The organism is Kaistia nematophila, assembly GCF_026343855.1.
Taxonomy (GTDB): Bacteria; Pseudomonadota; Alphaproteobacteria; order Rhizobiales; family Kaistiaceae; genus Kaistia; species Kaistia nematophila.
The window spans coordinates 195,921-221,283 of the sequence record NZ_JAPKNK010000003.1 but is presented as its reverse complement, the minus strand read 5'-3'; the positions used below and the strand labels follow the sequence as shown (position 1 = coordinate 221,283).

26 protein-coding genes and 1 other RNA gene are annotated in these 25,363 nt (G+C 65.6%); 18 read left to right on the top strand and 9 right to left on the bottom strand.

Annotation, left to right across the window (positions count from 1 at the left end; all coding sequences use genetic code 11):
* Nucleotides 1-15: 15 nt before the first annotated feature.
* A complete protein-coding gene (locus OSH07_RS09590) occupies nucleotides 16-534 on the bottom strand; it encodes an SspB family protein (protein WP_266338412.1) in 519 nt (172 codons plus the stop codon).
* A gap of 298 nt (nucleotides 535-832) precedes the next feature.
* Nucleotides 833-1,191: a transfer-messenger RNA gene (gene ssrA, locus OSH07_RS09585) on the bottom strand.
* 296 nt (nucleotides 1,192-1,487) lie between these two features.
* Between ssrA and OSH07_RS09580 the strand changes: the two genes are divergently transcribed.
* Nucleotides 1,488-2,693: a multidrug effflux MFS transporter gene (locus tag OSH07_RS09580; protein WP_266338411.1), complete on the top strand. Its 1,206-nt coding sequence runs from the start codon at nucleotides 1,488-1,490 to the stop codon at nucleotides 2,691-2,693.
* 27 nt (nucleotides 2,694-2,720) lie between these two features.
* Here OSH07_RS09580 and OSH07_RS09575 read toward each other — a convergent pair whose 3' ends face one another.
* Nucleotides 2,721-3,311, bottom strand: a complete 591-nt coding sequence (locus OSH07_RS09575) for a hypothetical protein (protein ID WP_266338410.1) — start codon at nucleotides 3,309-3,311, stop codon at nucleotides 2,721-2,723.
* Between the two features lie 214 nt (nucleotides 3,312-3,525).
* On the opposite strand from OSH07_RS09575, the gene OSH07_RS09570 reads away from it, so the two are divergent.
* The 9 genes from OSH07_RS09570 (at nucleotide 3,526) to OSH07_RS09530 (ending at nucleotide 11,088) form a co-directional block, all read left to right on the top strand.
* On the top strand, nucleotides 3,526-4,320 hold the full coding sequence (locus OSH07_RS09570) for a thymidylate synthase (RefSeq protein ID WP_266338409.1): 795 nt from the start codon (nucleotides 3,526-3,528) through the stop codon (nucleotides 4,318-4,320).
* A gap of 92 nt (nucleotides 4,321-4,412) precedes the next feature.
* On the top strand, nucleotides 4,413-5,423 hold the full coding sequence (locus OSH07_RS09565; protein WP_266338408.1) for a DUF4424 domain-containing protein: 1,011 nt from the start codon (nucleotides 4,413-4,415) through the stop codon (nucleotides 5,421-5,423).
* 17 nt (nucleotides 5,424-5,440) lie between these two features.
* The gene (locus OSH07_RS09560) at nucleotides 5,441-5,956 is read left to right on the top strand and encodes a GNAT family N-acetyltransferase (RefSeq protein ID WP_266338407.1); all 516 of its coding nucleotides are present in this window, start codon (nucleotides 5,441-5,443) and stop codon (nucleotides 5,954-5,956) included.
* A gap of 39 nt (nucleotides 5,957-5,995) precedes the next feature.
* Entirely contained in the window at nucleotides 5,996-6,565 is a 570-nt protein-coding gene (locus OSH07_RS09555) for a TIGR00645 family protein (RefSeq protein WP_266338406.1), read from the top strand.
* A gap of 2 nt (nucleotides 6,566-6,567) precedes the next feature.
* Nucleotides 6,568-7,071 carry a dihydrofolate reductase gene (locus tag OSH07_RS09550; RefSeq protein WP_420909615.1) on the top strand — a complete coding sequence of 168 codons (504 nt, stop codon included), beginning with the start codon at nucleotides 6,568-6,570 and terminating at the stop codon, nucleotides 7,069-7,071.
* A 148-nt stretch (nucleotides 7,072-7,219) separates the two neighbouring features.
* Entirely contained in the window at nucleotides 7,220-8,347 is a 1,128-nt protein-coding gene (gene hflK, locus OSH07_RS09545) for an FtsH protease activity modulator HflK (protein ID WP_266338404.1), read from the top strand.
* On the top strand, nucleotides 8,347-9,330 hold the full coding sequence (gene hflC / locus OSH07_RS09540) for a protease modulator HflC (RefSeq protein WP_266338658.1): 984 nt from the start codon (nucleotides 8,347-8,349) through the stop codon (nucleotides 9,328-9,330). The genes hflK and hflC overlap by 1 nt, the downstream gene beginning before the upstream one ends.
* Entirely contained in the window at nucleotides 9,327-9,512 is a 186-nt protein-coding gene (locus OSH07_RS09535) for a DUF2065 domain-containing protein (RefSeq protein WP_266338403.1), read from the top strand. Before hflC ends, OSH07_RS09535 begins: the two co-directional genes overlap by 4 nt.
* Before the next feature lie 85 nt (nucleotides 9,513-9,597).
* Complete coding sequence (locus OSH07_RS09530; protein ID WP_266338402.1) at nucleotides 9,598-11,088, top strand: DegQ family serine endoprotease; 1,491 nt, start codon at nucleotides 9,598-9,600, stop codon at nucleotides 11,086-11,088.
* A gap of 123 nt (nucleotides 11,089-11,211) precedes the next feature.
* Here the strand turns inward: OSH07_RS09530 and OSH07_RS09525 are convergent, their stop codons facing one another.
* Both OSH07_RS09525 and serB read right to left on the bottom strand, forming a co-directional pair.
* Nucleotides 11,212-11,763, bottom strand: a complete 552-nt coding sequence (locus OSH07_RS09525; RefSeq protein WP_266338401.1) for a GNAT family N-acetyltransferase — start codon at nucleotides 11,761-11,763, stop codon at nucleotides 11,212-11,214.
* Entirely contained in the window at nucleotides 11,760-12,671 is a 912-nt protein-coding gene (gene serB / locus OSH07_RS09520; RefSeq protein ID WP_266338400.1) for a phosphoserine phosphatase SerB, read from the bottom strand. Before serB ends, OSH07_RS09525 begins: the two co-directional genes overlap by 4 nt.
* 22 nt (nucleotides 12,672-12,693) lie before the next feature.
* On the opposite strand from serB, the gene miaA reads away from it, so the two are divergent.
* A complete protein-coding gene (miaA, locus tag OSH07_RS09515; protein WP_266338399.1) occupies nucleotides 12,694-13,605 on the top strand; it encodes a tRNA (adenosine(37)-N6)-dimethylallyltransferase MiaA in 912 nt (303 codons plus the stop codon).
* Here miaA and adhP read toward each other — a convergent pair.
* On the bottom strand, nucleotides 13,586-14,614 hold the full coding sequence (gene adhP, locus OSH07_RS09510) for an alcohol dehydrogenase AdhP (protein WP_266338398.1): 1,029 nt from the start codon (nucleotides 14,612-14,614) through the stop codon (nucleotides 13,586-13,588). The two genes, miaA and adhP, sit on opposite strands and share 20 nt — an antisense overlap.
* 184 nt (nucleotides 14,615-14,798) lie before the next feature.
* Between adhP and OSH07_RS09505 the strand changes: the two genes are divergently transcribed.
* Complete coding sequence (locus tag OSH07_RS09505; RefSeq protein ID WP_266338397.1) at nucleotides 14,799-15,644, top strand: alpha/beta hydrolase family protein; 846 nt, start codon at nucleotides 14,799-14,801, stop codon at nucleotides 15,642-15,644.
* 186 nt (nucleotides 15,645-15,830) lie between these two features.
* Nucleotides 15,831-17,411, top strand: coding sequence for an OpgD/OpgG family glucan biosynthesis protein (locus OSH07_RS09500; RefSeq protein WP_266338396.1), 1,581 nt, complete (start codon nucleotides 15,831-15,833; stop codon nucleotides 17,409-17,411).
* Between the two features lie 76 nt (nucleotides 17,412-17,487).
* Here OSH07_RS09500 and map read toward each other — a convergent pair whose 3' ends face one another.
* Together map and OSH07_RS09490 are read right to left on the bottom strand one after the other, a co-directional pair.
* Nucleotides 17,488-18,258, bottom strand: coding sequence for a type I methionyl aminopeptidase (gene map / locus OSH07_RS09495; protein WP_266338395.1), 771 nt, complete (start codon nucleotides 18,256-18,258; stop codon nucleotides 17,488-17,490).
* Nucleotides 18,255-18,467, bottom strand: coding sequence for a ParD-like family protein (locus OSH07_RS09490; protein ID WP_266338394.1), 213 nt, complete (start codon nucleotides 18,465-18,467; stop codon nucleotides 18,255-18,257). Before OSH07_RS09490 ends, map begins: the two co-directional genes overlap by 4 nt.
* 138 nt (nucleotides 18,468-18,605) lie before the next feature.
* On the opposite strand from OSH07_RS09490, the gene OSH07_RS09485 reads away from it, so the two are divergent.
* From OSH07_RS09485 to OSH07_RS09470, 4 genes are all read left to right on the top strand, one after another.
* Nucleotides 18,606-19,208, top strand: a complete 603-nt coding sequence (locus OSH07_RS09485; protein ID WP_266338393.1) for a hypothetical protein — start codon at nucleotides 18,606-18,608, stop codon at nucleotides 19,206-19,208.
* 239 nt (nucleotides 19,209-19,447) lie between these two features.
* Nucleotides 19,448-20,431, top strand: a complete 984-nt coding sequence (locus OSH07_RS09480) for a DMT family transporter (protein ID WP_266338392.1) — start codon at nucleotides 19,448-19,450, stop codon at nucleotides 20,429-20,431.
* A 357-nt stretch (nucleotides 20,432-20,788) separates the two neighbouring features.
* Nucleotides 20,789-21,169 (top strand): hypothetical protein, encoded by a 381-nt coding sequence (locus OSH07_RS09475; RefSeq protein WP_266338391.1) that lies wholly within the window; start codon nucleotides 20,789-20,791, stop codon nucleotides 21,167-21,169.
* The gene (locus OSH07_RS09470) at nucleotides 21,163-21,711 is read left to right on the top strand and encodes a hypothetical protein (RefSeq protein WP_266338390.1); all 549 of its coding nucleotides are present in this window, start codon (nucleotides 21,163-21,165) and stop codon (nucleotides 21,709-21,711) included. The genes OSH07_RS09475 and OSH07_RS09470 overlap by 7 nt, the downstream gene beginning before the upstream one ends.
* A 184-nt stretch (nucleotides 21,712-21,895) precedes the next feature.
* Here the strand turns inward: OSH07_RS09470 and OSH07_RS09465 are convergent, their stop codons facing one another.
* Nucleotides 21,896-22,654 (bottom strand): hypothetical protein, encoded by a 759-nt coding sequence (locus OSH07_RS09465; RefSeq protein WP_266338389.1) that lies wholly within the window; start codon nucleotides 22,652-22,654, stop codon nucleotides 21,896-21,898.
* Between the two features lie 940 nt (nucleotides 22,655-23,594).
* Here OSH07_RS09465 and OSH07_RS09460 point away from each other — a divergent pair.
* Nucleotides 23,595-25,361 carry an acetolactate synthase 3 large subunit gene (locus tag OSH07_RS09460; RefSeq protein ID WP_266338388.1) on the top strand — a complete coding sequence of 589 codons (1,767 nt, stop codon included), beginning with the start codon at nucleotides 23,595-23,597 and terminating at the stop codon, nucleotides 25,359-25,361.
* The last annotated feature ends 2 nt before the right edge of the window (nucleotides 25,362-25,363 follow it).

Here is a 25,363-nt window from a genome sequence, read left to right as displayed (position 1 = left end):
AAAGTCGGAGAGGGATTAGCTCTTCTTGCGGAACGCGTCGAGACGCACGACCTCGGCCGCCGGCTTTTCGCTCGGTTCGGCCGGCTCTTCCTCGACACGGTCCGGTGTGTCGAGCACGAGCGGCGACGTGTCGACGTCTTCCATCTCGTGGCTGCCTTCCAGTGCATCCTCTTCCGAAGGCGCCGTCTCGAACTGCAGGCCGAACTGCACCGACGGGTCAACGAAGGACTTCAGCGCCGTGAACGGCACCAGCAGCCGCTCCGGCACGCCCTTGAACGACAGGCCGATCTCGAAGGCGTGCTCGGTGACCGAGAGGTCCCAGTACTGGTGCTGGATGACGATCGTCATCTCTTCGGGGTAGTCGGTCATCAACCGCGTCGAGATGCGGACGCCGGGCGCACGGGTCTCGAAGGTGACATAGAAATGGTGGTCGCCGGGAAGGCCGGTCTTGGCAACCTCGGCCAGCACCTTGCGCACGACGCCCCGAAGCGCGTCCTGGGCCAGAATGTCGTAGCGGATCAGATCTTCAGCCATGAAAGGCGACTACCCAGAATCAATGCGGTCGGGGTCGAGACAGGCACCCGGTGCGGCCAAGCCGCGGACCCGCGCTAAAAACGGCTCCCTGACGAGCCTCGTCGAAGCGAAAACTCGATCTACCGCCCGGATAAGTCAAGGTCGCGAAGCCCTGGTTTTCGCATAAGCGGCCCGGAACCTGCCTTCATGCCGGTGAAAGCGCCGAATTCATGGGCGAGGAAGAGCGCTTGGCATCGGGACGCATCGCTCGGGCGGAGCGAATTGGCGCGGACGGGCCGGCAAGCGGGAGGGGGAAGGAAGTGGAGGCTTCTGTTGCCAGGTGCCTCCGGACCCCGCCTACACAGTGCTACCCGTGAGGACTTCTATTTCGGTACCGGTACCGCTTACGCGGCAACAGCCACCGGAGCATAGTTGTCGTTTGCAACTACAGATTTGGTCCGATAACGGCGGTACCATGCCGAGCGAAAGCACACCCTTTACGCCCTCGTCGATCCTATTTCGCCCCCGCCGAAAACCACCATTTCAAGGGTGGGCTTGGGTGGAGGCGCCGGGTACCGCCCCCGGGTCCGATGGGTTTATTTCGATGACAGTTTATCGCCATAGCCGGCTTGCACCGGCAAAGCTGATATAGGCGATCGAAACGGCCGTGACTAGGTGTCGGGACCGCCCTGTCTGCGCAGGGAAGGGGAAACGCACGGGAAACCGCGCGTGAGCGCCCGGTTCGGCGGCGCCGACGTTGCAATCGCGTCACGCCGAAGCGGCAAGATGGGGCATCCGCGCCGAACGCGCTTGACGCGCGCGGCACGGATGCTAGTTATTGTGCCGATCATTACAGAAAAAAGCCGCGGCGCCCGGGCGCCAGAACGGCTGCTCCCATTCTTTCGGGGATCCAGATTTCGCAACGGCTTTGCCGTCCTGCGCGATTTGGATCGCCCGCATTCATGGTGTCCGTCATGTCTTCATCGCTGCTGCGCTACGCCGTCATTCTCGGCCTGCTGAGCGCCATCGGGCCGTTTGCCATCGACATGTATCTGCCGGCTCTGCCGTCGATCGGGCAGGATCTCGGCGCCTCGACAGGCGCCGTGCAGATGAGTCTGATGGCGTTCTTTCTCTCGGTCGGCTTCGGCCAGTTGATCTATGGCCCCCTCGCCGACATGGTCGGCCGCAAGCCGCCGCTCTATTTCGGCCTGGCGCTGTTCGCGCTCGCCTCGATCGGCTGCGCGATGGCGCCGAATGTCGAGATGCTGGTGGCGTTCCGCTTCGTGCAGGGGCTTGGCGCTTGCGCCGGCATGGTGGTGCCGCGCGCCATCGTGCGCGACCTGCATACCGGCAATGAGGCGGCGAAGCTGATGTCGATGCTGATGCTTGTCTTCAGCGTCTCGCCCATCCTCGCACCGCTCGCCGGCAGCGCCGTGACGGCGTTCGCCTCCTGGCGCGCCATTTTCTGGATCGTCATGGTGGCGGCGATCCTCGGCATTCTGCTGCTGGCGCTGGCGCTGCGGGAGACCCGGCCGGCCGAAGACCGCGTCGAAAGCGGCATCGGCAGCGCGCTCGCCGGCTACTGGCTGCTGCTGCGCGACCGCCATTTCCTCGGCCTCGTCTTCATCGGCGCGTTCGGCATCTCCAGCTTCTTCGCCTATCTGGCGAATTCGTCCTTCGTGCTGATCGACCACTACGGCCTGACGCCGACGCAATACAGCCTGGCCTTCTCGATCAATGCGGTGTCGTTCTTCGGCTTCTCGCAGCTGAACGGCAAGCTTGGGTCGATGTTCGGCCTGGCGCGGGTGATGCGCGTCGCGGTCTCCGGCTTCGCCGCCGCGGTGGTGGTCCTGTTCCTGCTCGTCCTGTCGGGCATCGACGGTCTACCGGTGATCATCGGCATGCTGTTCGTCGCCAACGGCTTCCTGGGCCTGGTCATTCCGGCCTCCGCCGTGCTGGCGCTGGACGAGCATGGCGAGATCGCCGGCACCGCCTCGGCGCTGATGGGCACGCTGCAGATGGCGACGGGCGCCGTCGTCATGGCTGTCGTCGGACTCTTCCTCGACGGCACGGCGCTGCCGATGATCGCGGGCATCGCGGGCTGCGGCGTCATCGCCTTCACCCTGGCGCAGGTGACGCTCGGCCGCCGTCGCCGCCCGGTCGCCGCCCCGGCGGAATGACCGGCTTTCCTTCGGATCCCGCGCGTCTCAGTGCAAGGTGCTGAAGGCGCGCAGGATCCAGAAGATCTGGAAGGCGAGGCCGAGGACGGCGATCGCAAGATGGAAACGCTTGTCGGCGACGAACATCGCGACGATGGCGACGCCGGCATAGATGATGTTCCGCGCCGGATAGACGATGCCGAACGAGTGGAAATGGGCGCTGCCCTTGATCGCGGTATCGACCAGATCGACCAGGAAGATCGCGGCGACCAACCCGTAGAACCACTGCCGGCGCGACATGAAATAGTCTTCGTAGCCGGCGTATTCCGCCAGGCTGTCGGGAAACAGGATGGCGCAGAGCACGAAGTAGAGGCTCGAATAGAAGATGATGAAGATATAGAGCTCGAAGGTCCATTCCGAGACCGAGGCGAGATAGAACTCGAACCACCAGAAATGCACCACGCACAGGAAGGCGAAGGCGACCCAGAGGAGATGTGTGACGAAGACCGGGTTGCGGAGCGGATGCTGGGCGAAGCGGCTCAGTCCGCTCAACAGCCGGGAAACGCTGAGGCCGAGGATGATGCCGATGATGACGCGGACATGCAGATAGACGTCCGGGTTGTTGATCGTCTGAGACATGCCACGCTCCTGGAAGCTGAATTCCTGCAAGTCGAAGAATCGCATCTCGTCCCCGGCAGGCTCGAGGCTGCGGAGCGCCATCCGCAGTTGAGCGCAGTCCGCGTTGCCGTGCAAATTCTCCATGCTTCGCCGGCGCAAACTCGATCCGCGACCCCAGCCGTTGTATGGTCGCGACAATCTCGAATCTCCAGCCGGCTCTATCGCGGACGTTTTCATGCGCCAGTATCTCGACCTCATGCAGCACGTCCTCGACCACGGAGTCCGCAAGGAGGATCGCACAGGGACAGGCACGCTTTCGGTTTTCGGCTACCAGATGCGCTTCAACCTGGCCGACGGCTTCCCGCTGGTCACGACCAAGAAGGCGCATCTCCGCTCGATCATCCATGAGCTGCTCTGGTTCGTCGCCGGCGACACCAACATCCGATACCTGAAGGAAAACGGCGTCTCGATCTGGGACGAATGGGCGGACGAGAATGGCGATCTCGGCCCGGTCTACGGCGCGCAGTGGCGTTCCTGGCCCGCTCCCGACGGCCGCACGATCGACCAGCTCGCCAATGTCATCGAGATGATCCGCAACAAGCCGGATTCGCGCCGGCTGATGGTCTCCGCCTGGAACCCGGCGCAGGTCGACGACATGGCGCTGCCGCCCTGCCACAGCCTCTTTCAGTTCTATGTCGCGGAAGGGCGGCTTTCCTGCCAGCTCTACCAGCGCTCGGCCGACATCTTCCTCGGCGTGCCGTTCAACATCGCCTCCTATGCGCTGCTGACCATGATGGTGGCGCAGGTGACGGGGCTGAAGCCGGGCGATTTCGTCCACACGCTCGGCGACGCGCATCTCTATTCCAACCATCTGGACCAGGCGAAACTGCAGCTTTCACGCACGCCGCGGCCGCTGCCGACCATGAAGATCAGCCCGTCGGTGAAGCGGATCGAGGATTTCCGCTTCGAGGATTTCGAGCTCGTCGGCTATGATCCCGCGCCCGCCATCAAGGCGCCGATCGCCGTGTGACCGAGGTTACGTCCTGATGCCGTCGGGCTCGACCGCCGGGGCAGGGGGCTGATAGAGCTGGAATCCCGATCCTTGGCCGGAGTCCCCCCGTCATGCGCGCCGCGACCGCCTGCCTCGCCCTTCTGCTTGCCGCCACATCGGCTGCGCCGGCGAGGGCCAATGATTCAACCGCCGCGCTTTCGACCGGTGGCCTTGTCTATGTCCTGACCGAGGACATCGAGATGCAGTCGGAGGACCTCTTCATCTCGCTGGACGAGGTGCGGGTCCGCTACACCTTCGAGAACCATGCCGACCACGACGTGACGACGCTGGTCGCCTTCCCGATGCCGGACATCCAGGGCAGCATCGATTTCATGGTCTCGATCCCGGTCGAGGATCCGCAGAATTTCCTCGGCTTCAAGACGACGGTCGACGGCAAGCCGGTCGAGACCAAGGTGCAGCAGCGCGCCTCGGCGCTCGGCATCGACCAGACGGCGCTTCTCACCAGCCTCGGCGTGCCGCTGGCGCTGCATCTCGACGCGACGCGCAAGGCGCTCGATGCGCTGCCGCAGGCGGACAAGGAAAACCTGGTCCAGCTCGGCCTCGCCGCGATCGACGAATATGATAATGACGGCAAGGGGATGGTGAAGCATCTCGCGCCGAACTGGCTGCTGTCGACGGTCTTCTACCGCGAGCAGACCTTTCCGGCCGGCAAGCGCATCGTCGTCGAGCACAGCTACCGGCCGAGCGTCGGCCAATCCGCCGACGTGTCCTTCGTTGCGCCAGAGGCGCAGTCGGAGCCCTGGTTCGAGGTGTACCGCCAGAAGTACTGCATGGACGACGCCTTCCTGAAGGCGGCGCGCGCCGGGCTCACGCCCGATGGCGGCAACAGCCTGTTCGAGAACCGCGTCTCCTATGTGCTGCGCACCGGCAGCAACTGGGCAGGCCCGATCGCCAGGTTCCGCCTCGTCGTCGACAAGGGCTCGCCTAGGAATCTCGTCTCCTTCTGCGCCGAGGGCGTGAAGAAGATCGGCCCGACCCAGTTCGAGGTGGTGAAGACGAATTTCGAACCGCAGCAGGATCTCGACATCATGATCTTGCAGCCGCGCGCCGAAGCGCCCTGAAGCCCCGGAGTCTGCAAATGTCCCTCGTCCTTCGACACGCCCGCCCGGGCGACGCGCCGCTGGTGCTCGACTTCGTCAAGGCGCTCGCCGACTACGAGAAGCTCGCGCATGAGGTCGAGGCCGACGCGGTCGCGATTGATGCGGCGCTGTTCTGCGATGCGCCGAAAGTGTTCTGCGAGATCGCCGAGTGGAACGGCGAGCCGGCCGGCTTCGCACTCTGGTTCTATACGTTCTCGACCTTCAACGGCCGCCACGGCATCTACCTCGAAGATCTGTTCGTGAGGCCGGAGTTCCGTGGCCACGGCATCGGCAAGGCGCTGCTCGCCGATCTGGCGCGGCGCTGCGTCGCGGAAGCGCTCGGGCGCTACGAGTGGTCGGTGCTCGACTGGAACGCGCCGTCGATCGCCTTCTACGAGGCGCAGGGCGCCCGCCGCCTCGTCGAGTGGCAGCGCTGCCGGGTCGAGGGCGACGCGCTCCTTCGCCTCGGATCGACAATTCCCGCTTCGGGCAGGGTTGGCGAAACGGTCACCTGATCCGTATATGCTGGGCCTCAGACCCATGGAGCCCCTCTCTTGAAATCGCTCGAGAACACAATCGAAAAGCTCATCATGTCGGCGCGCTGGCTGCTGGTGATCTTCTATGGCGGCCTCGGCGCCGCGCTTCTCCTCTACGCCGCCTCCTTCGTCGCCAAGTTCTGGAAAGTGGCGCTGAACGTGTTCGTCTATGACGAGGCGGACATGATTCTGGCCATGCTGGGTCTGATCGACGCGGCGCTGGTCGCGAGCCTCGTCGTCATGGTGATGATCTCGTCCTACGAGAACTATGTCAGCCGCTTCGACAATGCCGGCCACGACCTGTCCTGGCTCGGCAAGCTCGATTCCGGCAGTCTGAAGATCAAGGTCGCGTCGTCCATCGTCGCGATCTCGTCGATCCACCTGCTGCAGGTGTTCCTGAACGCCAACCAGTATACGAACGACAAGATCATGTGGTCGACCATCCTGCACATGACCTTCGTCCTCTCGGCGCTGCTGCTGGCTCTGGTCGACCGCATCTCCGCCGGGGACAAGACGAAGGAAGAGCCGGCCAAGAAGAGGACGGACGTCGGGTCCTCGAAGGGTGCGGCGCTGCCGCAGGCAGAATGACGATGCAGCTCTCGATCATCGCGGCGGTTGCCGAAAACGGGGTCATCGGCAATGACGGCGACATGCCGTGGAAGCTGTCGACCGACCTCAAGCGCTTCAAGGCGATCACGTCGGGCAAGCCGGTGATTATGGGCCGCAAGACCTTCGCCTCGATCGGCCGCCCGCTGCCGAACCGGGTCAACATCGTCGTGACCCGAGACAAGGAATTCGGCGCGCCGGGCGTCGTCAGCGTTGCGACGCTCGACGCCGCCATCGGCGCGGCGGAAGCCGCGGCGGCGGAGCCGGCGGAGGCGATGGTGATCGGCGGCGGCGAGATCTACCGCGCCTTCATGGACCGGGCCGATCGTCTCTACATCACCCATGTCGACGCCGCGCCCTCCGGCGACACACATTTCCCGGCGATCGATCCGGCCGTCTGGGAGCCCGTCTCGACCGAAGAGGTCCCCGCTGGTGCCTCCGATACGGCGGCGACGCGCTTTACCATCTATCAACGACGTCGTGGATAAACGCCGCACCCGCGTTGAAAGCGTGGAGCCGGCACACCACTTCCAGCGACGCTGAGGCCCTGCAGTGGCCGCATATCCGGGGCTTCTCTTGCTTCGATGGGCGGGGGCAGGTACGCCTTGCCTATGGATCGACAACTAAGGAGCGAAGATGCCCTGGAGCAACCAGACGGGCGGCGGATGGAAGGGCGGCGGCAATGGCGGCCCCTGGGGTCAGGGACCGCGCGGCAATGGCCCCAATCCGCCGGATCTCGAGGAACTCCTTCGTCGCAGCCAGGACAAGCTGAAACAGGTTCTGCCCGGCCGTGGCGGCCAGGGCGGCGGCGGTTTCAATCCTGTCCTGTTCATCGCCGTTCTGGCGGTGGTTGTGGCCTTCCTGGGCTATAATTTCTTCACCTTCCGCGTCGAACCGGACGAGCAGGGCGTCGTCCTGCGCTTCGGCCAGTACCAGCGCAGCGCGCCTCCGGGCCTGAACTTCCGCCTGCCTTATCCGATCGAGGCGGTCTACACGCCGCAGGTGACGCGCGTGAACCGCACGACGGTCGGCTCGATCCAGGATGATCGCAATCCGAGTTCCAGCGGACGCGACGTTCCGCAGGAGAGCCTGATGCTCACCGGCGACGAGAACATCGTCGACGTCGACTTCGCCGTCTTCTGGGTCATCAACGACGCCAGCAAGTATCTGTTCAACGTCCAGAACCCCGAGGGTACGGTGAAGGCGACGGCGGAAAGCGCCATGCGCGAGATCATTGGCCGCTCGGACATCCAGCGCGTGCTGACCGAGGAGCGTCTCGGCATCCAGAACGCCGCGCAGCAACTGATGCAGGACAAGCTGAACCAGTATGGCGCCGGCATCCAGATCACCCAGGTGCAGCTCCTGAACGTCGGCCCGCCGTCCGAGGTCATCGACGCGTTCCGCGACGTGCAGGCGGCCGAGCAGGACCAGGACCGCGTGCAGAACGAAGCGCAGACCTACGCCAACCGGGTCATTCCCGGCGCGCGCGGCCAGGCCTCGCAGATCGTCGAAGCCGCCAACGCCTACCGCGACCAGATCGTCGCCGAGGCGAAGGGCCAGGCGGACCGCTTCTCCAAGGTCTATGAGTCCTACAAGGCGGCGCCCGCCGTGACGCGCGAGCGCATCTATCTCGATACGCTTTCCGGCGTCTTTGCCGACATGGACAAGATCATCGTCGACGAAAAGGGAAGTGGCGTGGTGCCGTATATGCCGTTGCCTGCCTTGCAGGGTGCTCCCGCGGCCAAGCAGGGAGGCTCGCAGTGATCAGCAGGATTTTCGGCGGGCTCGGCCTCGTCGTCGTCATCATCGTCGCGATCGTCGCCTATTCCGGCCTCTTCATCGTCGACCAGACCCATCAGGCGCTGGTGCTGCGCTTCGGCAATCCGGTCCGCGTCGCGACCGAGCCGGGCATCTATGCCAAGGTCCCGTTCATCGACAATGTCGTGATGCTGGACAAGCGGCTGCTTGATCTCGACTCGCCGCCGATCGAAGTGATCGCCCGCGACCGCAAGCGCCTCGTGATGGACGCCTTCGGCCGCTACAAGATCATCGATCCGCTGCTGTTCTATCAGGCGGCCGGCTCGATCCCCGTGGCCGAATCGCGGCTGGCGGTGATCCTGAACTCTGCGATCCGCGGTGCGGCAGGCCAGATGGATTTCAGCAACATCGTGCGCGAAGGCCGCGCTCCGCTGATGTCGCAGATCACCGACCAGGTGAACCGCGAGGGCCGGCGCCTCGGCGTCGACGTTGTCGACGTCCGCATCCGCCGCGCCGACCTGCCGCCGGAGAACAGCCAGGCCGTCTACCAGCGCATGCAGACGGAGCGTCAGCGCGAAGCGACTGACATCCGCGCGCAGGGCGAACAGGCCGCCAAGACGATCCGCGCCCAGGCTGACCGCCAGGCGACTGTCATCGTCGCAGAAGCGAACCAGCAGGCCGACGAGATCAAGGGTGACGGCGACGCCGAGCGCAACCGCGTCTTCGCGGCCGCGTTCGAGCAGGATCCTGACTTCTTCTCGTTCTACCGCTCCATGCAGGCCTATCAGGACGGCATGAAGCCGGGCACGACGCGGATGGTGATTTCGCCGACGTCGCCGTTCTTCCGCTACCTGACGGATCCGAGCGGCAACGCGCTGCCGGTTCCCGAGCGGACGACGCCGGGCACCCCGGCCGCCGCGGCGCCGGCCAAGCCTGCGGCTCCGGCCGTGGCGCCCCCGGCCGCACCGGCACCTGCCGCGACGCCGTGACCGACTTCGTCACCGCGCTGGGACTCGTCCTCGTCATCGAGGGCGCGTTCTACGCGATGGTGCCGACCGTTGCGAAAATGATGATGCGGCAAGGAATTGCCGCATCAGACACATTGCTGCGGGGCTGCGGCCTCGTTGCGCTGGCGGTCGGCGTCTCCATCGTCTGGCTCGCGCGCAATTGACTCCCGGCGCGAAAGCGCCCTGCGCTAGATGTATCGAAGTCGCCGTCGTGGCATGCTCGACGATGTCGCCAGAGGAGAGATGCAGATGGCCGCGGCCACCAAGAAACCCAACCGCCTGCGCCTTGCCGTCACGCTCGGTGCGTTCCTGACGGCCGCGACGCCGGCGGCGCTCGCGCCGGCCTGGGCCGGGCAGGGGCCCGATTCCGTTGCGGATCTCGCCGCCGGGCTCGTCGATTCCGTCGTCAACATCTCGACCTCGCAGACGGTCGAAGGCGCGCGCGGCATCCCGGCGCCGCAGGCCCCGGAGGGCTCGCCCTTCCAGGAATTCTTCGACGAGTTCTTCAACAAGCAGAAGGACGGCACTACCAACGCGCCGCCGCGCAAGGTGCAGTCGCTCGGCTCCGGTTTCGTCATCGACTCGACGGGCGTCATTATCACCAACAATCACGTCATCGAAGGCGCGGACGAGATCATCGCCAATTTCAATGACGGCACGAAGCTGACCGCGACCTTGGTCGGCCGCGACGAGAAGACGGATATCGCCGTCCTGCAGGTGAAGCCGACGGCCGCGAAGCCGCTCAAGGCGCTGAAGTTCGGCGACAGCGACAAGATGCGCGTCGGCGACTGGGTGATGGCGATCGGCAATCCATTCGGTCTCGGCGGCACGGTCACCACCGGCATCGTCTCGGCCCGCAACCGCGACATCAATTCCGGTCCCTACGACAATTTCCTGCAGACCGACGCCGCCATCAATCGCGGCAATTCGGGCGGGCCGCTGTTCAACCAGAACGGCGAGATCATCGGTATCAACACGGCGATCATCTCGCCCTCGGGCGGCTCGATCGGCATCGGCTTCGCCATTCCCTCCGACGCTGCCATGCATGTCGTCGACCAGATCCGCCGGTATGGCGAAACCCGGCGCGGCTGGCTCGGTGTGCGCATCCAGCAGGTGACGGACGAGATTGCCGAGAGTCTCGGCATGGGCCCGGCGCGCGGCGCGCTGGTGGCCGGCGTCACCGAGAAGGGCCCGGCGGCCGAGGCCGGCATCGAGCCCGGCGACGTCGTCATCTCCTTCGACGGCAAGCCGATCGGCGAGATGCGGGATCTGCCGCGCCTTGTCGCGGACGCCGACATCGACAAGGTCGTCGACGTCGTGGTGATCCGCAAGGGCAAGGAAACGACGCTCAAGGCCAAGGTTGGCCGCCTGACCGAGGAAGTCGCCAAGGCGGACGAGAAGCAGAACCCGACGCCGGCCGAGCCGCCGAAGCCGGTTGTGACCCAGTTGCTCGGCTTGACCCTCTCCGAACTGACGGCGGACCTGCGCAAGCAGTTCTCGGTCGCGTCCGAGGTGAAGGGAGTCGTCGTCACGGAGGTCGAGCCCGGCAGTTCCGCAGCCGAAAAGGGCATCGCCGTCGGAGAGGTCGTTGTCGAGGTGTCGCAGGAGCCGGTCTCGAAGCCGGCCGACATTTCGGCCCGCATCGACGCACTCAAGAAGGACGGTCGCAAGTCGGCGCTTTTCCTGATCGCCAACACGGCCGGCGAGCTGCGCTTCGTGCCGCTGAAGCTCGACGAATAGCCTCTCCCGCAAGCGGGCGAGGTCTTTTCGGGCAGCGCCTTTCATCGCGATGGCACGTTGCCGCGATCGGGTGCGATGCGCGCCCTCTACCGCTTGCGGGAGAGGGTTGGGTGAGGGTCTTTCCTAACGTCCCTCGAGATCCTCGCGCGAAATCCGGTAGAGCACGTGCGGGCGCAGCGGATGGCCTTCGGCGACGGCCGGATGGTCGAAATCGTCGGCCGGGTCGCGGGTCATGCCGAGGCGCTGCATCAGTGCGGCCGAGCGCAGGTTCGGCTTGGCCGTGAAGGCGACGATCTCCGGGAAATCATGCTCGGCAAAGCCGGCGGCCAGCACCGCCTCTGCCGCCTCGCGGGCATAGCCCTTGCCCCAGAACGGGCGGGCGAGGCGCCAGCCGATCTCGACCGACGGAGCGAAGGGAGCTTCCGGAAACACGTCGAGCAGGCCGGTCAGGCCGACAAAGGCGCCGGTTTCGCGTTCTTCCAGGGCGAAATTGCTGTAGCCGCGCGCGTCCCAGTGCCTCTCGAGGCGGTCGATGAAGGCGTTCGCCTGTTTGGCGTCGAGCGGCGCGGGAAAAAATTCCATCACCAAGGGGTCGGCGCTCATCGCCGCGAACGGCGCGCGGTCCGCGTCCTGCCAGCGGCGAAGGCGGAGGCGCGCCGTTTCGATCGGTTTCATGTCACGAAGTCGCTTCTGCGATAGCCCTGGGCGTAGAGCAGGGCGGTAAGGTCGTTGTGGTCGATCCGGGCGGCCGCCTCGGCGGCAACCTTGGGCTTGGCGTGATAGGCGACGCCGAGGCCGGCGGCGCGGATCATGGCGAGGTCGTTGGCGCCGTCGCCGACGGCCAGCGTCTCGTGCTTCGAGAGCGAGAAGCGGCGGGCGAGGTCCATCAGCGCCGAAAGCTTGGCTTCCTGGCCGAGGATCGGCTCCTCGACCGTGCCGGTCAGCGCGCCGTCCGCATGGTTCAGGATGTTGGCGCGGTTCTCGTCGAAGCCGATCATGGCCGCGACCGGGCCGGTGAACAGGGTGAAGCCGCCGGAGACCAGCGCGGCATAGGCGCCGTTGGCCTTCATCGTGCGGATCAGTTCCGGGCCGCCCGGCATCAGCTTGATGCGCTCGGCGAGCACCGTGTCGATGACGGAGAGCGGCAAGCCCTTCAGGAGGCCGACGCGCTCGCGCAGCGCGGGCTCGAAGGCGATCTCGCCGCGCATGGCGCGCTCGGTGATTTCGGCGACATAGGGCTTAAGCCCCGCCATGTCGGCGAGTTCGTCGATGCATTCCTGACCAATCATGGTCGAATCCATGTCGGCGATCAGCAGCTTCTTGCGACGGCCGGCGACCGGCTGCGCCACGACATCGACCGGGCGGCCGTCGATCATCTCGAAGAGATCGGCGCGGATCGCCGTGAGGCCGTTCTCGGCCGGGGGGAGCGGCACGTCGCAGGCCTCGCCGTCGGCGAGCCAGTCGGGACGCCCGGCGCCGGGCAGGTCGGCGGCTTCGTCCACAACCTCCGAAAGCGATGCCGCGTGTTCCGGCCGTGCTATGAACGTGGCGACATATTCGAACGGAGCGGTATCGGACGGCATGGGGAACCTGAATTCAGCGAAAATGGGACCTGCCGTCCTGATAGCCGGGCCGACCGCGAGCGGCAAGTCGGCCCTGGCGCTTGAACTGGCGCGACGGCATGGCGGCGTCGTCGTCAACGCCGATTCGATGCAGGTCTATCGCGAGCTGCGCATCCTCTCCGCCCGTCCTGACATGGAGGAGGAGGCGCAGGCGCCGCACCGTCTCTATGGCCATGTCGCGGCGAGCGAGCGCTATTCGGTGGCGCGCTGGCGCGAGGATGCCAAGGAGGCGTTGGAGGCGGCCTGGCGCGACGGCGCGCTGCCGATCGTCGTCGGCGGCACCGGGCTCTATTTCAAAGCGCTGACCGAGGGGCTTTCCTCGATCCCGCCGATCCCGGCCAAATTGCGGGCTGCAATCGAGGCGAGGGCCGACGCGGAGGGCGTGCCGGCCCTGCATGCGGCGCTCGGGCGGCTCGATCCGGAGAGCGCCGAAAGGCTCGCGCCGCTCGATCGCACCCGGGTGACGCGCGCGCTGGAGGTTGTGGAGGCGACGGGCAGGTCGATCGGCGAATGGCAGCGCGAGACCGGATCGCCACCGCTGGTCGAGGAGTCTTCGGTTCGACGCATCGTTCTCGAGCCGGAGCGGGCTGTGCTCTATGAGCGCATCGGCCGACGCTTCGATCTCATGGTCGAGCGCGGCGGCATGGCGGAGGCCGAAGCCCTGCTGGCGCTGAACCTCAATCCGGCGCTGCCGGCGATGAAGGCGATCGGCATTCGCGAGTTCGGCGCGCATCTCGCCGGCGAGCTGTCGCTCGACGAGGCGATCGAGCGGGCCAAGATGGAGACGCGCCGCTATGCCAAGCGGCAGGGCACCTGGTTCCGCAACCAGATGGCGGATTGGGAGCGCCACGCGCCGGGCGCGGCGCCCCCGGAGATCAGCTGGCGATCTGCATAACGACGCGGCCATCGATCTTGCCGGCGCGCATCTCGTCGAAGATGGCGTTGATGTTGTCGAGCTTGTCCCAGCTGTAGTGCGGGGTGACGAGGCCCTCGGCGGCGAATTCCAGCGATTCCGCCAGGTCCTGCCTTGTGCCGACGATCGAACCGCGCACGGTGATGCGGTTCAGCACGACGTCGAAGATCGGGGTCGGAAAATCGCCGGGCGGCAGGCCGACCAGCGCCAGCGTGCCGCGGCGGCGCACCATGCCGAGCGCCTGCGCGAAGGCGGGGCGCGACACGGCGGTGACCAGCACGCCATGCGCGCCGCCATCGGTGGCTTTCTTGATCGCGGCGGCCGGGTCGCCCTCCGAGGCGTTGACCGTGACCTCGGCGCCGAGCTCGCGCGCCAGCTTCAGCTTGTCCTCGCTGATGTCGACGGCGGCGACATGCAGGCCCATCGCCCTGGCATATTGCACAGCCATGTGGCCGAGGCCGCCGACGCCGGAGATGACCACCCACTGACCCGGTTTTGCTTCCGTCTCCTTCAGGCCCTTGTAGACGGTGACGCCGGCGCACATGACGGGGGCGGCCGCGCCGAAATCGAGCTTCTTCGGGATGTGGCCGATATAGTTCGGGTCGGCAAGAACATATTCGGCATAGCCGCCATTGACCGAATAGCCGGTGTTCTGCTGCTCGTTGCACAGCGTTTCCCAGCCGGAGAAGCAGTGTTCGCAATGGCCGCAGGCGGTGTAGAGCCATGGCACGCCGACGCGGTCGCCTTCCTTGACGCCCTTGACGTCGCGGCCGACCGCGGTGACGAAGCCGGAGCCCTCATGGCCCGGGATGAAGGGCGGGTTCGGCTTCACCGGCCAGTCGCCCTCGGCGGCGTGCAGGTCGGTGTGGCAGACCCCGCAGGCCTCTACCTTCACCAGGATGCGGTCGTGCCGCATCTCGGGAATCGGAACGTCCTCGATCGTCAGCGGCTTGCCGAACTGCCGCACGACGGCGGCTTTCATCGTGTTCATAGCGACCTCCTTGAGGGAATTGTCGATGGGGCATCCTGAGCGCATTTGGCGGTCGGAGCAAACCGTCCCTGCAAGCAGGACGCCATGATCTCGATCAAGACCCGTCCTGATTGTCCTCGCCATTGACGACGCCGGGATGGCGGGCTTTCCTGCCGTTGCCTCTCCCCTCACAAGGAACGACGACATGACGCGCCGCCTGCCTGCCTCGCTTGCCCTGCTCGCCGTCCTGGCGCTTCCGGCCGTCGCCTCGGCGGCCGAAACCGTGGTCACGCTCGATGGCGGCATCGCCGGCACGCTCAACCTGCCGGAAGGGGCGAGCCGCGCGCCGGCGGTTCTGATGCTGCACGGGTTCGGCTCGTCGCGCGACGAGGTCGGCGGCATGTATGCGCGCGAGGCGGCGGCGCTCGCCAAGGAGGGCATCGCCTCGCTCCGGATCGATTTCCGTGGCTTCGGCAAGAGCGACGGCGACACCGGCGCGACGACGATCGACGGCCAGCTCGAGGATGCCAGGGTCGCGGCCGACTTCCTCGCCGGCCAGCCCGGCATCGACGCCAAACGCCTCGGCATTCTCGGCTTCTCGCTCGGCGGCGGCGTCGCCACGCTGACGGCGGCGGCCGAACCCGCGCGCTTCAAGTCGCTCGTCACCTGGTCGTCGGTCGGGGACTTCGCCAAGGACCTGAAGGGCTCGATCGGCGAGAAGGCGGTCGCCACCGCCGAGAAGGAGGGCGTGGTCGGGCTCGATCTCGGCTGGCGCACGATCGTGCTGAAGAAGGGCTTCTTCGACAGCCTCGACGCGCACAAGATCGAGACGGCCTTCGCGACCTATCCGGGCGCCTACCTCGCCATCGCCGGCTCGAAGGACTTTTCCGCCGCCTATCCCGAGGGCTTCGCCAAGCTCGCCAAAGGCTTGCCCAAGGAGGTGTGGATCGTGCCCGAGGGCGACCACATCTTCGGCAGCCTCGGTGACGACCAGGCGATGGCCAATGGCGTGATCGAGAAGACATCCGCCTGGTTCAAGAAAACTCTCTGAAGTTTGCCATGATCTGGTCTTCTCAATGCGGGATAGACTGAAACGGAACGGCTCTCCGGCGTTGCGTCCCTGCGCAACGTGGTGGAGCCGTGCTATTCGATTGACGTTCTGCGGCGCCTTGCTGGAATGCGCCGCCCTGGCTTCACAATGAGAGCGGACATGGTCCAACCGACGCGTCGAGATGCAATGCTGACATTCCTGTCGGCTTTCGCTGCAGTTTCCTTTTCCGGTGCCGGCCACGCTTCGGCGGCGGCTTCGGCCGAGGATGCCGGGCTGGTGCTGGGGCCGCCGGAGCCCTTCTCCTTCGACAGCGTCAAGGCGCTCGCCGCCGAGAAGGCGAGCAAGCCTTTCGTCGCGGATCGCTCGCCCTATGGCGCCATCCTCGACAAGATCGACTATGACAATTTCCAGAGCATCGTCTTCCGCAAGGATCATGCGCTCTGGGCCGACGGCAAGGGCGGCGATCCGATCCAGCTCTTCCATCTCGGCAAGTATTTCCAGGAGCCGGCCTCGATCCACGTCATCGACGGCGGCCTGTCGCGCGAGATCCTCTATCGCCGCAGCGCCTTCGACATGCCGAAGGGCCATCCCGCGCTCGACCTGCCGGACGATATCGGCTTTGCCGGCTTCCGCGTCGAGATGCCGTCGCAGACGACCGACTGGCTCGCCTTCCTCGGCGCCTCCTATTTCCGCTCGTCCGGCTCGCAGGACCAGTACGGCCTCTCCGCCCGCGGCATCGCCGTCAACACCGCCATGCCGGAGCCGGAGGAGTTCCCGCGCTTCACCGGCTTCTGGCTGGAGCGCGTGCTCGGCCAGGACGGCCGGGTCATCGTCTACTGCCTGCTCGACGGCCCGAGCCTGACCGGCGCCTACCGGATGGATTGCAGCAAGGACGCCGTCACCAAGGCCGTGGTGATGGACATCGACTGCAAGCTGTTCCCCCGCCGGCAGATCGCCCGCCTCGGCCTGGCACCCCTGACCTCGATGTACTGGTACTCCGAGACCATGCGCAGCCAGGCGATCGACTGGCGCCCGGAAGTGCATGACAGCGATGGCCTCGCCATGTGGACCCGCTCGGGCGAGCGCATCTGGCGCCCGCTCAACAATCCGCCGAGCGTGATGACCAACAGCTTCCAGGACAAGGACCCGCGCGGCTTCGGCTTCCTGCAGCGTGACCGCAACTTTGATCACTTCCAGGACGACGGCGTCTTCTACGATCGCCGGCCGAGCGTCTGGGTCGAGCCGAAGGGCGAGTGGGGCAAGGGCGCCGTGCAACTGGTCGAGATTCCGACCGACCGCGAGATCGACGATAACCTCGTCGTCTACTGGGTGCCGACCGAGCCGGTCTTCGCCGGCCGTCCGCTCGAATTCGGCTACAAGCTCTACTGGGACAAGGACGAGCCGAATCCGACCGATCTCGGCCGGGTGCAGGCGACCTATCACGGCGTCGGTGGCATTCCCGGCCAGCCGCGTCCCGAAGGCGCCGTCCGCTTCGTCGTCGATTTCACCGGCCCGAAGGTCGCGGCGCTGAAGCGCGGTGACGGCAAGGCGGAGATCACCGTCTCGCGTGGCAATGTCACGCTTTCCGACGCCTATCCGGTCGTCGCCGGCGAGCCGGGTGTCTATCGCGTCTTCTTCGACCTGATCGCGACCGGCACCGAGCCGATCGACATGCGGATGTTCGTCCGCGACAAGGACGGCGCCGCCCTGACCGAGACCTGGCTCTACCAGTTCTTTCCGGTGAACGGCCACGGCGACAAGGCCTGACCGGCCCGCGTCGCTTCTGGAACAAGAAAAAGCCCGCCGGTTTCGCCGGCGGGCTTTTTCTTGGCGCTTGCCCGGCTCAGGCGGCCGGTGGTTTTTCGCCGGGGCGCAGCGTCAGCACGCGCACGCCCTTGCCGGTGACGGCGACCGTATGCTCGAACTGGGCGGAGAGCTTGCCGTCTGCCGTGACGACCGTCCAGCCGTCCGCCTCGGTGCGCACCGTCCGCCGGCCCTGGTTCAGCATCGGCTCGATCGTGAACACCATGCCCTCCCGCAGCCGCGTGCCGGTTCCCGGCTTGCCGAAATGCAGGACCTGGGGGTCCTCATGCATTTCGCGGCCGATGCCGTGACCGCAGTATTCGTGCACCACCGAATAGCCGCCGCGCTTGGCGTGCCGTTCGATGGCGTGGCCGACATCGCCGAGCCGCGCACCCGGGCGAACGGCGCGGATGCCTTTCCAGAGCGCCTCATAGGCGGTGCAGACGAGCCGTTTCGCCGACGGCGCCACGTCACCGATCAGGTAGGTCTTGCTGGAATCGGCGATGTAGCCGTGCTTTTCCAGCGTGATGTCGAGATTGACGATGTCGCCGTCCGCGAGAATCTCGTCGCGCGACGGCACGCCGTGGCAGACGACCTCGTTGCGGGAACTGTTCAGGACGAAGCCGTAGCCATACTGGCCCTTGCTGGCCGGCCGCGCGCCGAGCTTGCCGACGATCAGCGCCTCGACGCGGTCGTTGATCTCCAGCGTGCTCATGCCCGCGAGCGGCAGCGCGTCGAGATGCGCGAATACCGAGGCGAGCAGTCGGCCCGCCTCCGCCATCAGCTCGATTTCGGCAGGCGTCTTCGTCATGCCGCCGTCGCCGCCAGCGCGCCCGTCTCGACGCCGGCTTCCTTCAGCTCGCGCGCCACCAGTTCCTGGAAGGTCATGCCGGGGTTCAATTCGCATAGCATGCCGATCCGGATCCAGAACGCCGCCTGGGCGTTGATCGAGCGATAGGACGCCTTGCTCGCCCGGCGCAGCTGCTCGTGCAGTTCATCCTCGATGCTGACGATGCCCATGCGTTGCTCCCGAATATATGAATCGTATACGTTTTATATAGTCCGGTTTCGGCGGCGGCAAGGGTGCCACCGTCCCAGAGCGGGCAAAGAAACCGCCGTCTGCGGCCGGATCGCGCTAGAATGGGCGCGAGGGCGAACATGCGGTGCTCGATCGGCCTTCTCCTGTTTCTCGTCGCGCACGGCGCTTCCGCCGGGGAGGCGGCGCGCGCCTATCTGGAGGATTTCCGTCTCGGCGACGCCACGATCCGCGTCGAGGGCTGGCGCGAGCTCGATCCCGGCCGGGCCGAGGCCGCCTGCCGGGCGCTCGGATATGATTGCGGCGACGATCCCGATCCCGCCAGGGCCGCGACGCGCTACCTGAAGCCCCAGTTCGCCACCGGCCTCTATCGCGGCACGGCGCGCGTGCTGCGCCAGCGCGGCGGCAGCTACTACGGCTCGTTCGAGGCGCCACCCGGCTTTCGCATCTGCAAGGCGGGCATCGACCTCGTCGGCGGCGAGATCAGCCGCGGCGCGCTCTTCGCTGGCTCGATCCAGCGGACCGGCCGCGACGGCCTGGGCTTCTATGCGGCGCTGCCGGCGGACGGTTCCGGCGTGATCGCTTTTCGCCTGCTCACCATCGCCGTGCCGGCCGCCCGTTTCGCGCCGGACATCTGCTGGCCGGACGGCACGATCGTCTTCCTTTGCGTCGGCGACCGGCGCTGCCAGGCGAGCCATGTCTATCCGGAGGCGGAGCTGCGCTAGGGCGGGGAAAAACCGGTCGCGCGGCACGATCTGCCCAACACTTCGTCATGCAGGCTTCGCACGCTTCTGCTACATCCGGATCCGGCATGGCCAGATGGCCCGGACCTCAGGCGAGCTGGGGGTTTTCTGCCCGCGAAAACCTGGGAGGGGCGCGGGGAGGGGCGACCGGCGAAATCGGACCGCCGCATCGTCACCCCAAGAAATCGTCACCCCAAGATATTCCTGCAAAGGCCTCTCCCGTGCAGTCTGATCCGGTCCTCAAGGGCCTTCTTCTCGGCTTCGCCGCTTTCGCGGCCTTCTCGTTCAGCGATGCCAGCGTCAAGCTGCTCGGCGGCCATATCCCGCCCTATGAGGTCGGTTTCTTTGGCGCCATCTTCGGCCTGCTGGCGATTCCCTTCCTGAAGAAGGCGGAGGATCGCTGGATCGACATCTTCCGCACTACCAGCCGGCCGCTCTGGCTGATCCGATTCGTCTCGAACGGCCTCGCCGTCATCGGCAGCGTCACCGCCTTCTCGCATCTCTCGATGGCGGAGGCCTTCGCGCTGATCTTCCTGCTGCCGGCCTTCGTCACCATCATGTCGGTGGTGTTCCTGAAGGAGCAGGTCGGGCTGAAGCGCTGGAGCGCCGTCGTCATCGGCTTCATCGGCGTGCTGATCGTGCTGCGCCCCGGCTTCCGCGAACTGTCGATCGGCCATCTCGGCGCCGTCATCGGCGGCCTCGGCGGCGCGATCTCGATCATCCTGTTCCGCGCCGCCGGCCCCTTGGAAAAGAACATCTCGCTCTATGGCGCCGGCGTGCTCGGCGCGCTCGCCATCTGCGGCGTCGCCATGCTGCCGAGCTTCACCACACCAACCGCGCCGCAATGGGCGATGCTCGCCGGCTATGGCGTGCTCTGCGCGCTCGGCAACGCGCTGCTGATGTATGCCTCGTTCAAGGCGCCGGCCGCGCTGATCGGCCCGACGCAGTACAGCCAGATGCTCTGGGCGGTGGCGATCGACTATTTCGTCTTCAACATCCACCTGGAGCTGCCGATGCTGGTCGGCATCGTGCTGATCATCGGCTCCGGCATCCTGACGCTCTGGCGCGAGAAGACGCGCGGCACGCCGCTGCCGCCCTCCGTCGCCGCCGGTACGCAGGCGGCGGCCCTCGTCGAGCCGCCGCACGAGGTCGCCGACGCCGCGCCCGCCGCCGGCCTTCCCGGCCGGATGGTGCCGGCGGAATAGCGCCTTCGTTCGAACCTCGACGCCCGGGGCGCGCCGCCGTTTCCAGCCAGCGGCGCGGCGTTCCGGGCGCGTTTCGTTCGTTTTTCCTTCGTTTCCGATCGAATTTTCCCGCGTTTGTTCGCTCGGGGCCGTGTCCGTTCGCTCCCTGCCAAGACGCCTTCGCGCCGACGTCCTAGATCCGGTCCCGCCCGACGGCCAAGGCCGGCCGGGCTTCACGGGGTGGGGGCTTCGTGGCGATGCGCGCGAGCAGCGCCGGCGACACCGCGACGGGCGGTGCGCCGGAACCGCGTCCGGGCAGGGCTTCGGCCCAGTCTCCCGGCGGCCCGCTGTCCGCAGCTGGAAAGCGGAAGATGGGAAATGAAGACGATTTGGATCCTGGCGCTCGGGCTGCTTGCGGCCGGATGCAGCCAGACGGCGCAGCAGGCGTCGGTGGCGCCGGCCCCGGCGGGCAAGACGGTCGCGGCCGGGAAGACGACGGGCAAGGCGGCGGGACAGCCGGCGCAGGTGGCGCAGCAGGCGCAGAGCCAGGCGACGCGCTGCGCCGAGGCGGCGAAGAAGGCCGCCGACAGCCAGATGCAGGCCGCCATGCTTGGCGGCGTCTTGTCCATGGCAGGCGGCCTCGGCGGCTTCGCCGGAACCGGCGGGATGGTCGCCGCGCAGGCCGCCTCGGTCGGCGGCTCGATCGTGCAGCAGCAGGCGAGCGGCAAGGCGCAGGCCGAGATGAGGCAATCATGCTGAGCGCCGCGCTTCGCCGGGCCAACCCGGCCCGTTTTCGCCTCGCGGTGCGGCTCAGCCGCTCCACCATCCGGGCGATCCGCGTCCTGCCCTGCCTCGGCCTCCTGATGCTCGGGCCGCCGGCCTATGCGCTGACCAAGCAGGAAGCGGTCGTCGTCGTGAAGCTGGTGCAGGCGCTGGAGCCGGAATTCGGCAAGCTCGCCTTCGACGAGACCGCCGCCGACGACTGGTTCGAGGCGGACGCGCAGAGCCGGCGGCGCATCAGCCGCGCCGGCTTCAACCAGGACAGCTGGAAGGCGGCGCTCGGCGCCACCGTCACCGGCTATATCGCGGCGCTGCCGGAGGACGAGTTCCGCGCCATGCTGGCGACGCTGCGCGCCAATGCGGAAAACCGCGGCTCGCTCACCGCCGAGCAGCGCCGCGTCATGCTCGAATTCGTCGACGAGGGCGTTTCGCGGCTGGAGGCGATGCGTGTCGAGGGCGAGCCCTACGCCGACATCGTCCGCCCGCTCGCCCCACGCCTGCGCAAGCTGATGGTGGAGTAGGGGGCTTTTGCTCGTGCGCCCTGTGCGTCCCGCTTCCGGATGAGCAGTCGGCCTTGGGCCAAAGTCTCGACGGGTTCGGCGGTTCCGCCCCTAGATCCGCCGGACGCCCCCATCGCAGGCGCAGAAGCGCGCTTGCGGTGGGGGGCGAGTAGCGTGAGATAGGAAAATCAAAAATCGAGGTCGATCAAGCAGCAATAGATTCTTCGAATCTCTTTCTGCTCGCGCTTAGCTCGATGATCGATGTCGTGGCTGGCGCAATTACGCCAATGTAATCACCAAGTTCAGCTAGGCTGGCAACCACTGCTATCCTGCGGGGGCTGTGTTCAAGTCTAGCAATATCGTGAAATTTCGCTGCTGCGCCAACTATCGAGTTGTAGTTCTTGGTGACGGCTTCAAAGGTCGCGGTTTGAGATGAGGCGCGAACCAGCGCTGCGATTTTCCATGTATGATTGGATGATCCGATGAATTCGGCGTCGCGGATCACTTCATGAGTTGGATAGACTTCACTCAGGCGTTCAAAAAGAAGTTCTTTCGCGTCGCGCTCTACTTTATCTGATATCCGCATAGAACTCAGTGCGACCGCCGTCTGTGAACTGCTCGCTACCACCTCCATCGCACCGGCAAGAGAATCCATTCCGACTTCCGCAACGAACATGTCGTGTCCATTGAACTGAATACCGGCGTCGTCAGCGACTCTACTCGCCTCTCTGTTGAAAGCCCGTGGAGAGATCCCCATTAGTTCCGCTTCAAGGCGTCCAGCACCACGGTCCGTGACGAAGCACCTACCAGTTTGAACCGTGATCTCTAGAACAACGGAGGAGCCACTAGGATAGAGGACGGGCATCGTTACGAGCGAGCCGGCCGCAAAATGCTCAACAGAAATCAGGCTGCGAATAGCAGCGTCGATGCCGTCGGAACTTGGCTTTCCAATGAAATCAACCATCTGATGTCCAAAACAAGTCGGCAGTGCGAACCGGGGTGTCGATCATTCCTATGTTATTGATTTTAAAGCATTCTCCACAGAATGCAATGAATTCGGAAAGCGTTGATAGATCAGGGCTAATCGGTCTGGCGCCAGGCAAATTGCCATTCCGCATACGCTTCTCATGAGGCAGCCAGTTATCCTCAAACAGATGCTGATGGCTCATTCTGACGAACCTGGCGAATTCGTATCCCGGCGGGCCCCAAGATTTGTTGGTATGAGTGTTCATTGGGCGCCAGCAGCAGCGCGATAGGCCTATCCCCTTGCGACCAGCTGGTGCGTATTCGAGTTGGAATATGGCGTCACTGTCAATGAACCGCTTGGAAACTTTCGCCCGCAGTTCAAAGCCGCCTACTGCTCTATCCTCTGATATCAGCGGGATATGAAAAGTAAGATAATAGGGGTCGGAGTTATCATCCCAGGTTGGCCGAAATGGCAATGACTTGGGAGCGCAAACAAGTTCTGCAATGGATGCTGGAAGTTGCGTCATGGATATGTAGCTTACCCACACGTTAGGGTGGGCATCAAGCTATGCACGTTCTGAATTCGCGCATTTCAATTTGAGTGCTGTCAATCGGTGGTCGAATAGATGGGTCGCAGATGCGCCTAGCTCTTTCCTTCCCTAATTTCCGACAATCTGCACCCCCCTTTTGCGCAATTTTCTTTTCCGGGGGTTGACGGCCTCGCGGACCTGCGCCATGTTCCGGCCAATTCCAATCGAAGGGGCCGGACATGATCCGCCGTGACGTTATTGTACTTAGAGAGCGCACTGCCTGATGGCCTGAAGCCGTCACGATAGGTAGTGCGCGAAAATGGGCCCCGAGAGGGCCTTTTTTATTGGCTTGATGGAACTGACAGAAAAAGGCGGACCCGGCGAAGCGGTCCGCGGACGGAGCAGACGATGACACGGCAGATGACCGGCGCAGAGATGGTCGTTCAGGCATTGATCGACCAGGGCGTGGAGCACCTCTTCGGCTATCCCGGCGGCGCGGTACTGCCGATCTATGACGAGCTGTTCCAGCAGGACAAGGTCCAGCACATCCTCGTCCGCCAGGAAGGCGGAGCCGGCCACTCGGCCGAAGGCTATGCGCGCTCGACCGGCAAGGTCGGCGTCGCGCTCGTCACCTCCGGCCCCGGCGCCACCAACATGGTGACGCCGCTGACCGACGCGCTGATGGATTCGATCCCGATGGTCTGCATCACCGGCCAGGTCGCGACGCACCTGATCGGCTCCGACGCCTTCCAGGAGGCTGACACCGTCGGCATCACGCGCCCCTGCACCAAGCACAACTGGCTGGTCAAGGACGTCAACGACCTCGGCCGCATCCTGCACGAGGCCTTCTATGTCGCGCGCTCCGGCCGTCCCGGCCCGGTCGTCGTCGACATCCCGAAGGACGTCCAGTTCGCCACCGGCACCTATGAGGGGCCGAGCCATGTCGAGCACAAGACCTATCGCCCGCAGGTCGAGGGCGACCCGGCGGCGATCCAGGCCGCGGTCGAGATGATCGCCAAGGCGAAGAAGCCGATCTTCTATACCGGCGGCGGCGTCATCAATTCCGGCCCCGAGGCGTCGGCGCTGCTGCGCGAGCTGGTCCAGCTGACCGGCTTCCCGATCACGTCGACGCTGATGGGCCTCGGCGCCTATCCGGCGTCGGACAAGCAGTGGCTCGGCATGCTCGGCATGCACGGCACCTATGAAGCCAACAACGCCATGCACGATTGCGACGTCATGGTGAACATCGGCGCGCGCTTCGACGACCGCATCACCGGCCGCCTCGACGCGTTCTCGCCCGGCTCGAAGAAGATCCACATCGACATCGATCCGTCCTCGATCAACAAGAACGTCCGTGTCGACATCGGCATCGTCGGCGACGTCGCGCATGTGCTGAAGGCGATGCTGGCGGCCTGGAAATCGGCCGGCCACAAGGCCGACAAGGCGGCGCTGAAGAGCTGGTGGGGCGAGATCGACCGCTGGCGCGCCCGCAACAGCCTCGGCTTCCGCCAGAACAGCGAGACGATCCTGCCGCAATACGCCATCCGCACGCTCCACGAGCGGACGCTGGGCAAGGACGTCTACGTCTCGACGGAAGTCGGCCAGCACCAGATGTGGGCGGCGCAGTATTTCGGCTTCGACGAGCCGAACCGCTGGATGACCTCGGGCGGCCTCGGCACGATGGGCTACGGCCTGCCGGCGGCGATCGGCGCGCAGGCGGCGCATCGCGACGCGCTCTGCATCGACATCGCCGGCGACGCCTCGATCCTGATGAACATCCAGGAGCTGTCGACGGCGATCCAGCACGAGCTGCCGGTCAAGGTGTTCATCCTGAACAACCAGTACATGGGCATGGTGCGCCAGTGGCAGCAGCTGCTGCACGGCAATCGCCTGTCGCACTCCTACACGGATTCGCTGCCCGATTTCGTCAAGCTGGCGGAAGCCTATGGTGCGATCGGCATGCGCTGCGAGAAGGCGTCGGAGCTGCCGGAGGCGATCGACGCTATGATCGCGGCCAAGGGGCCGGTGCTGTTCGACTGCCGCGTGGCCAATCTCGCCAACTGCTTCCCGATGATCCCGTCGGGCAAGGCGCATAACGAGATGCTGCTGCCGGAAGAGGCGACCGACGAAGTCATCGCCAACGCAATCGACGCGGCCGGCAAGGCGCTGGTCTAGGG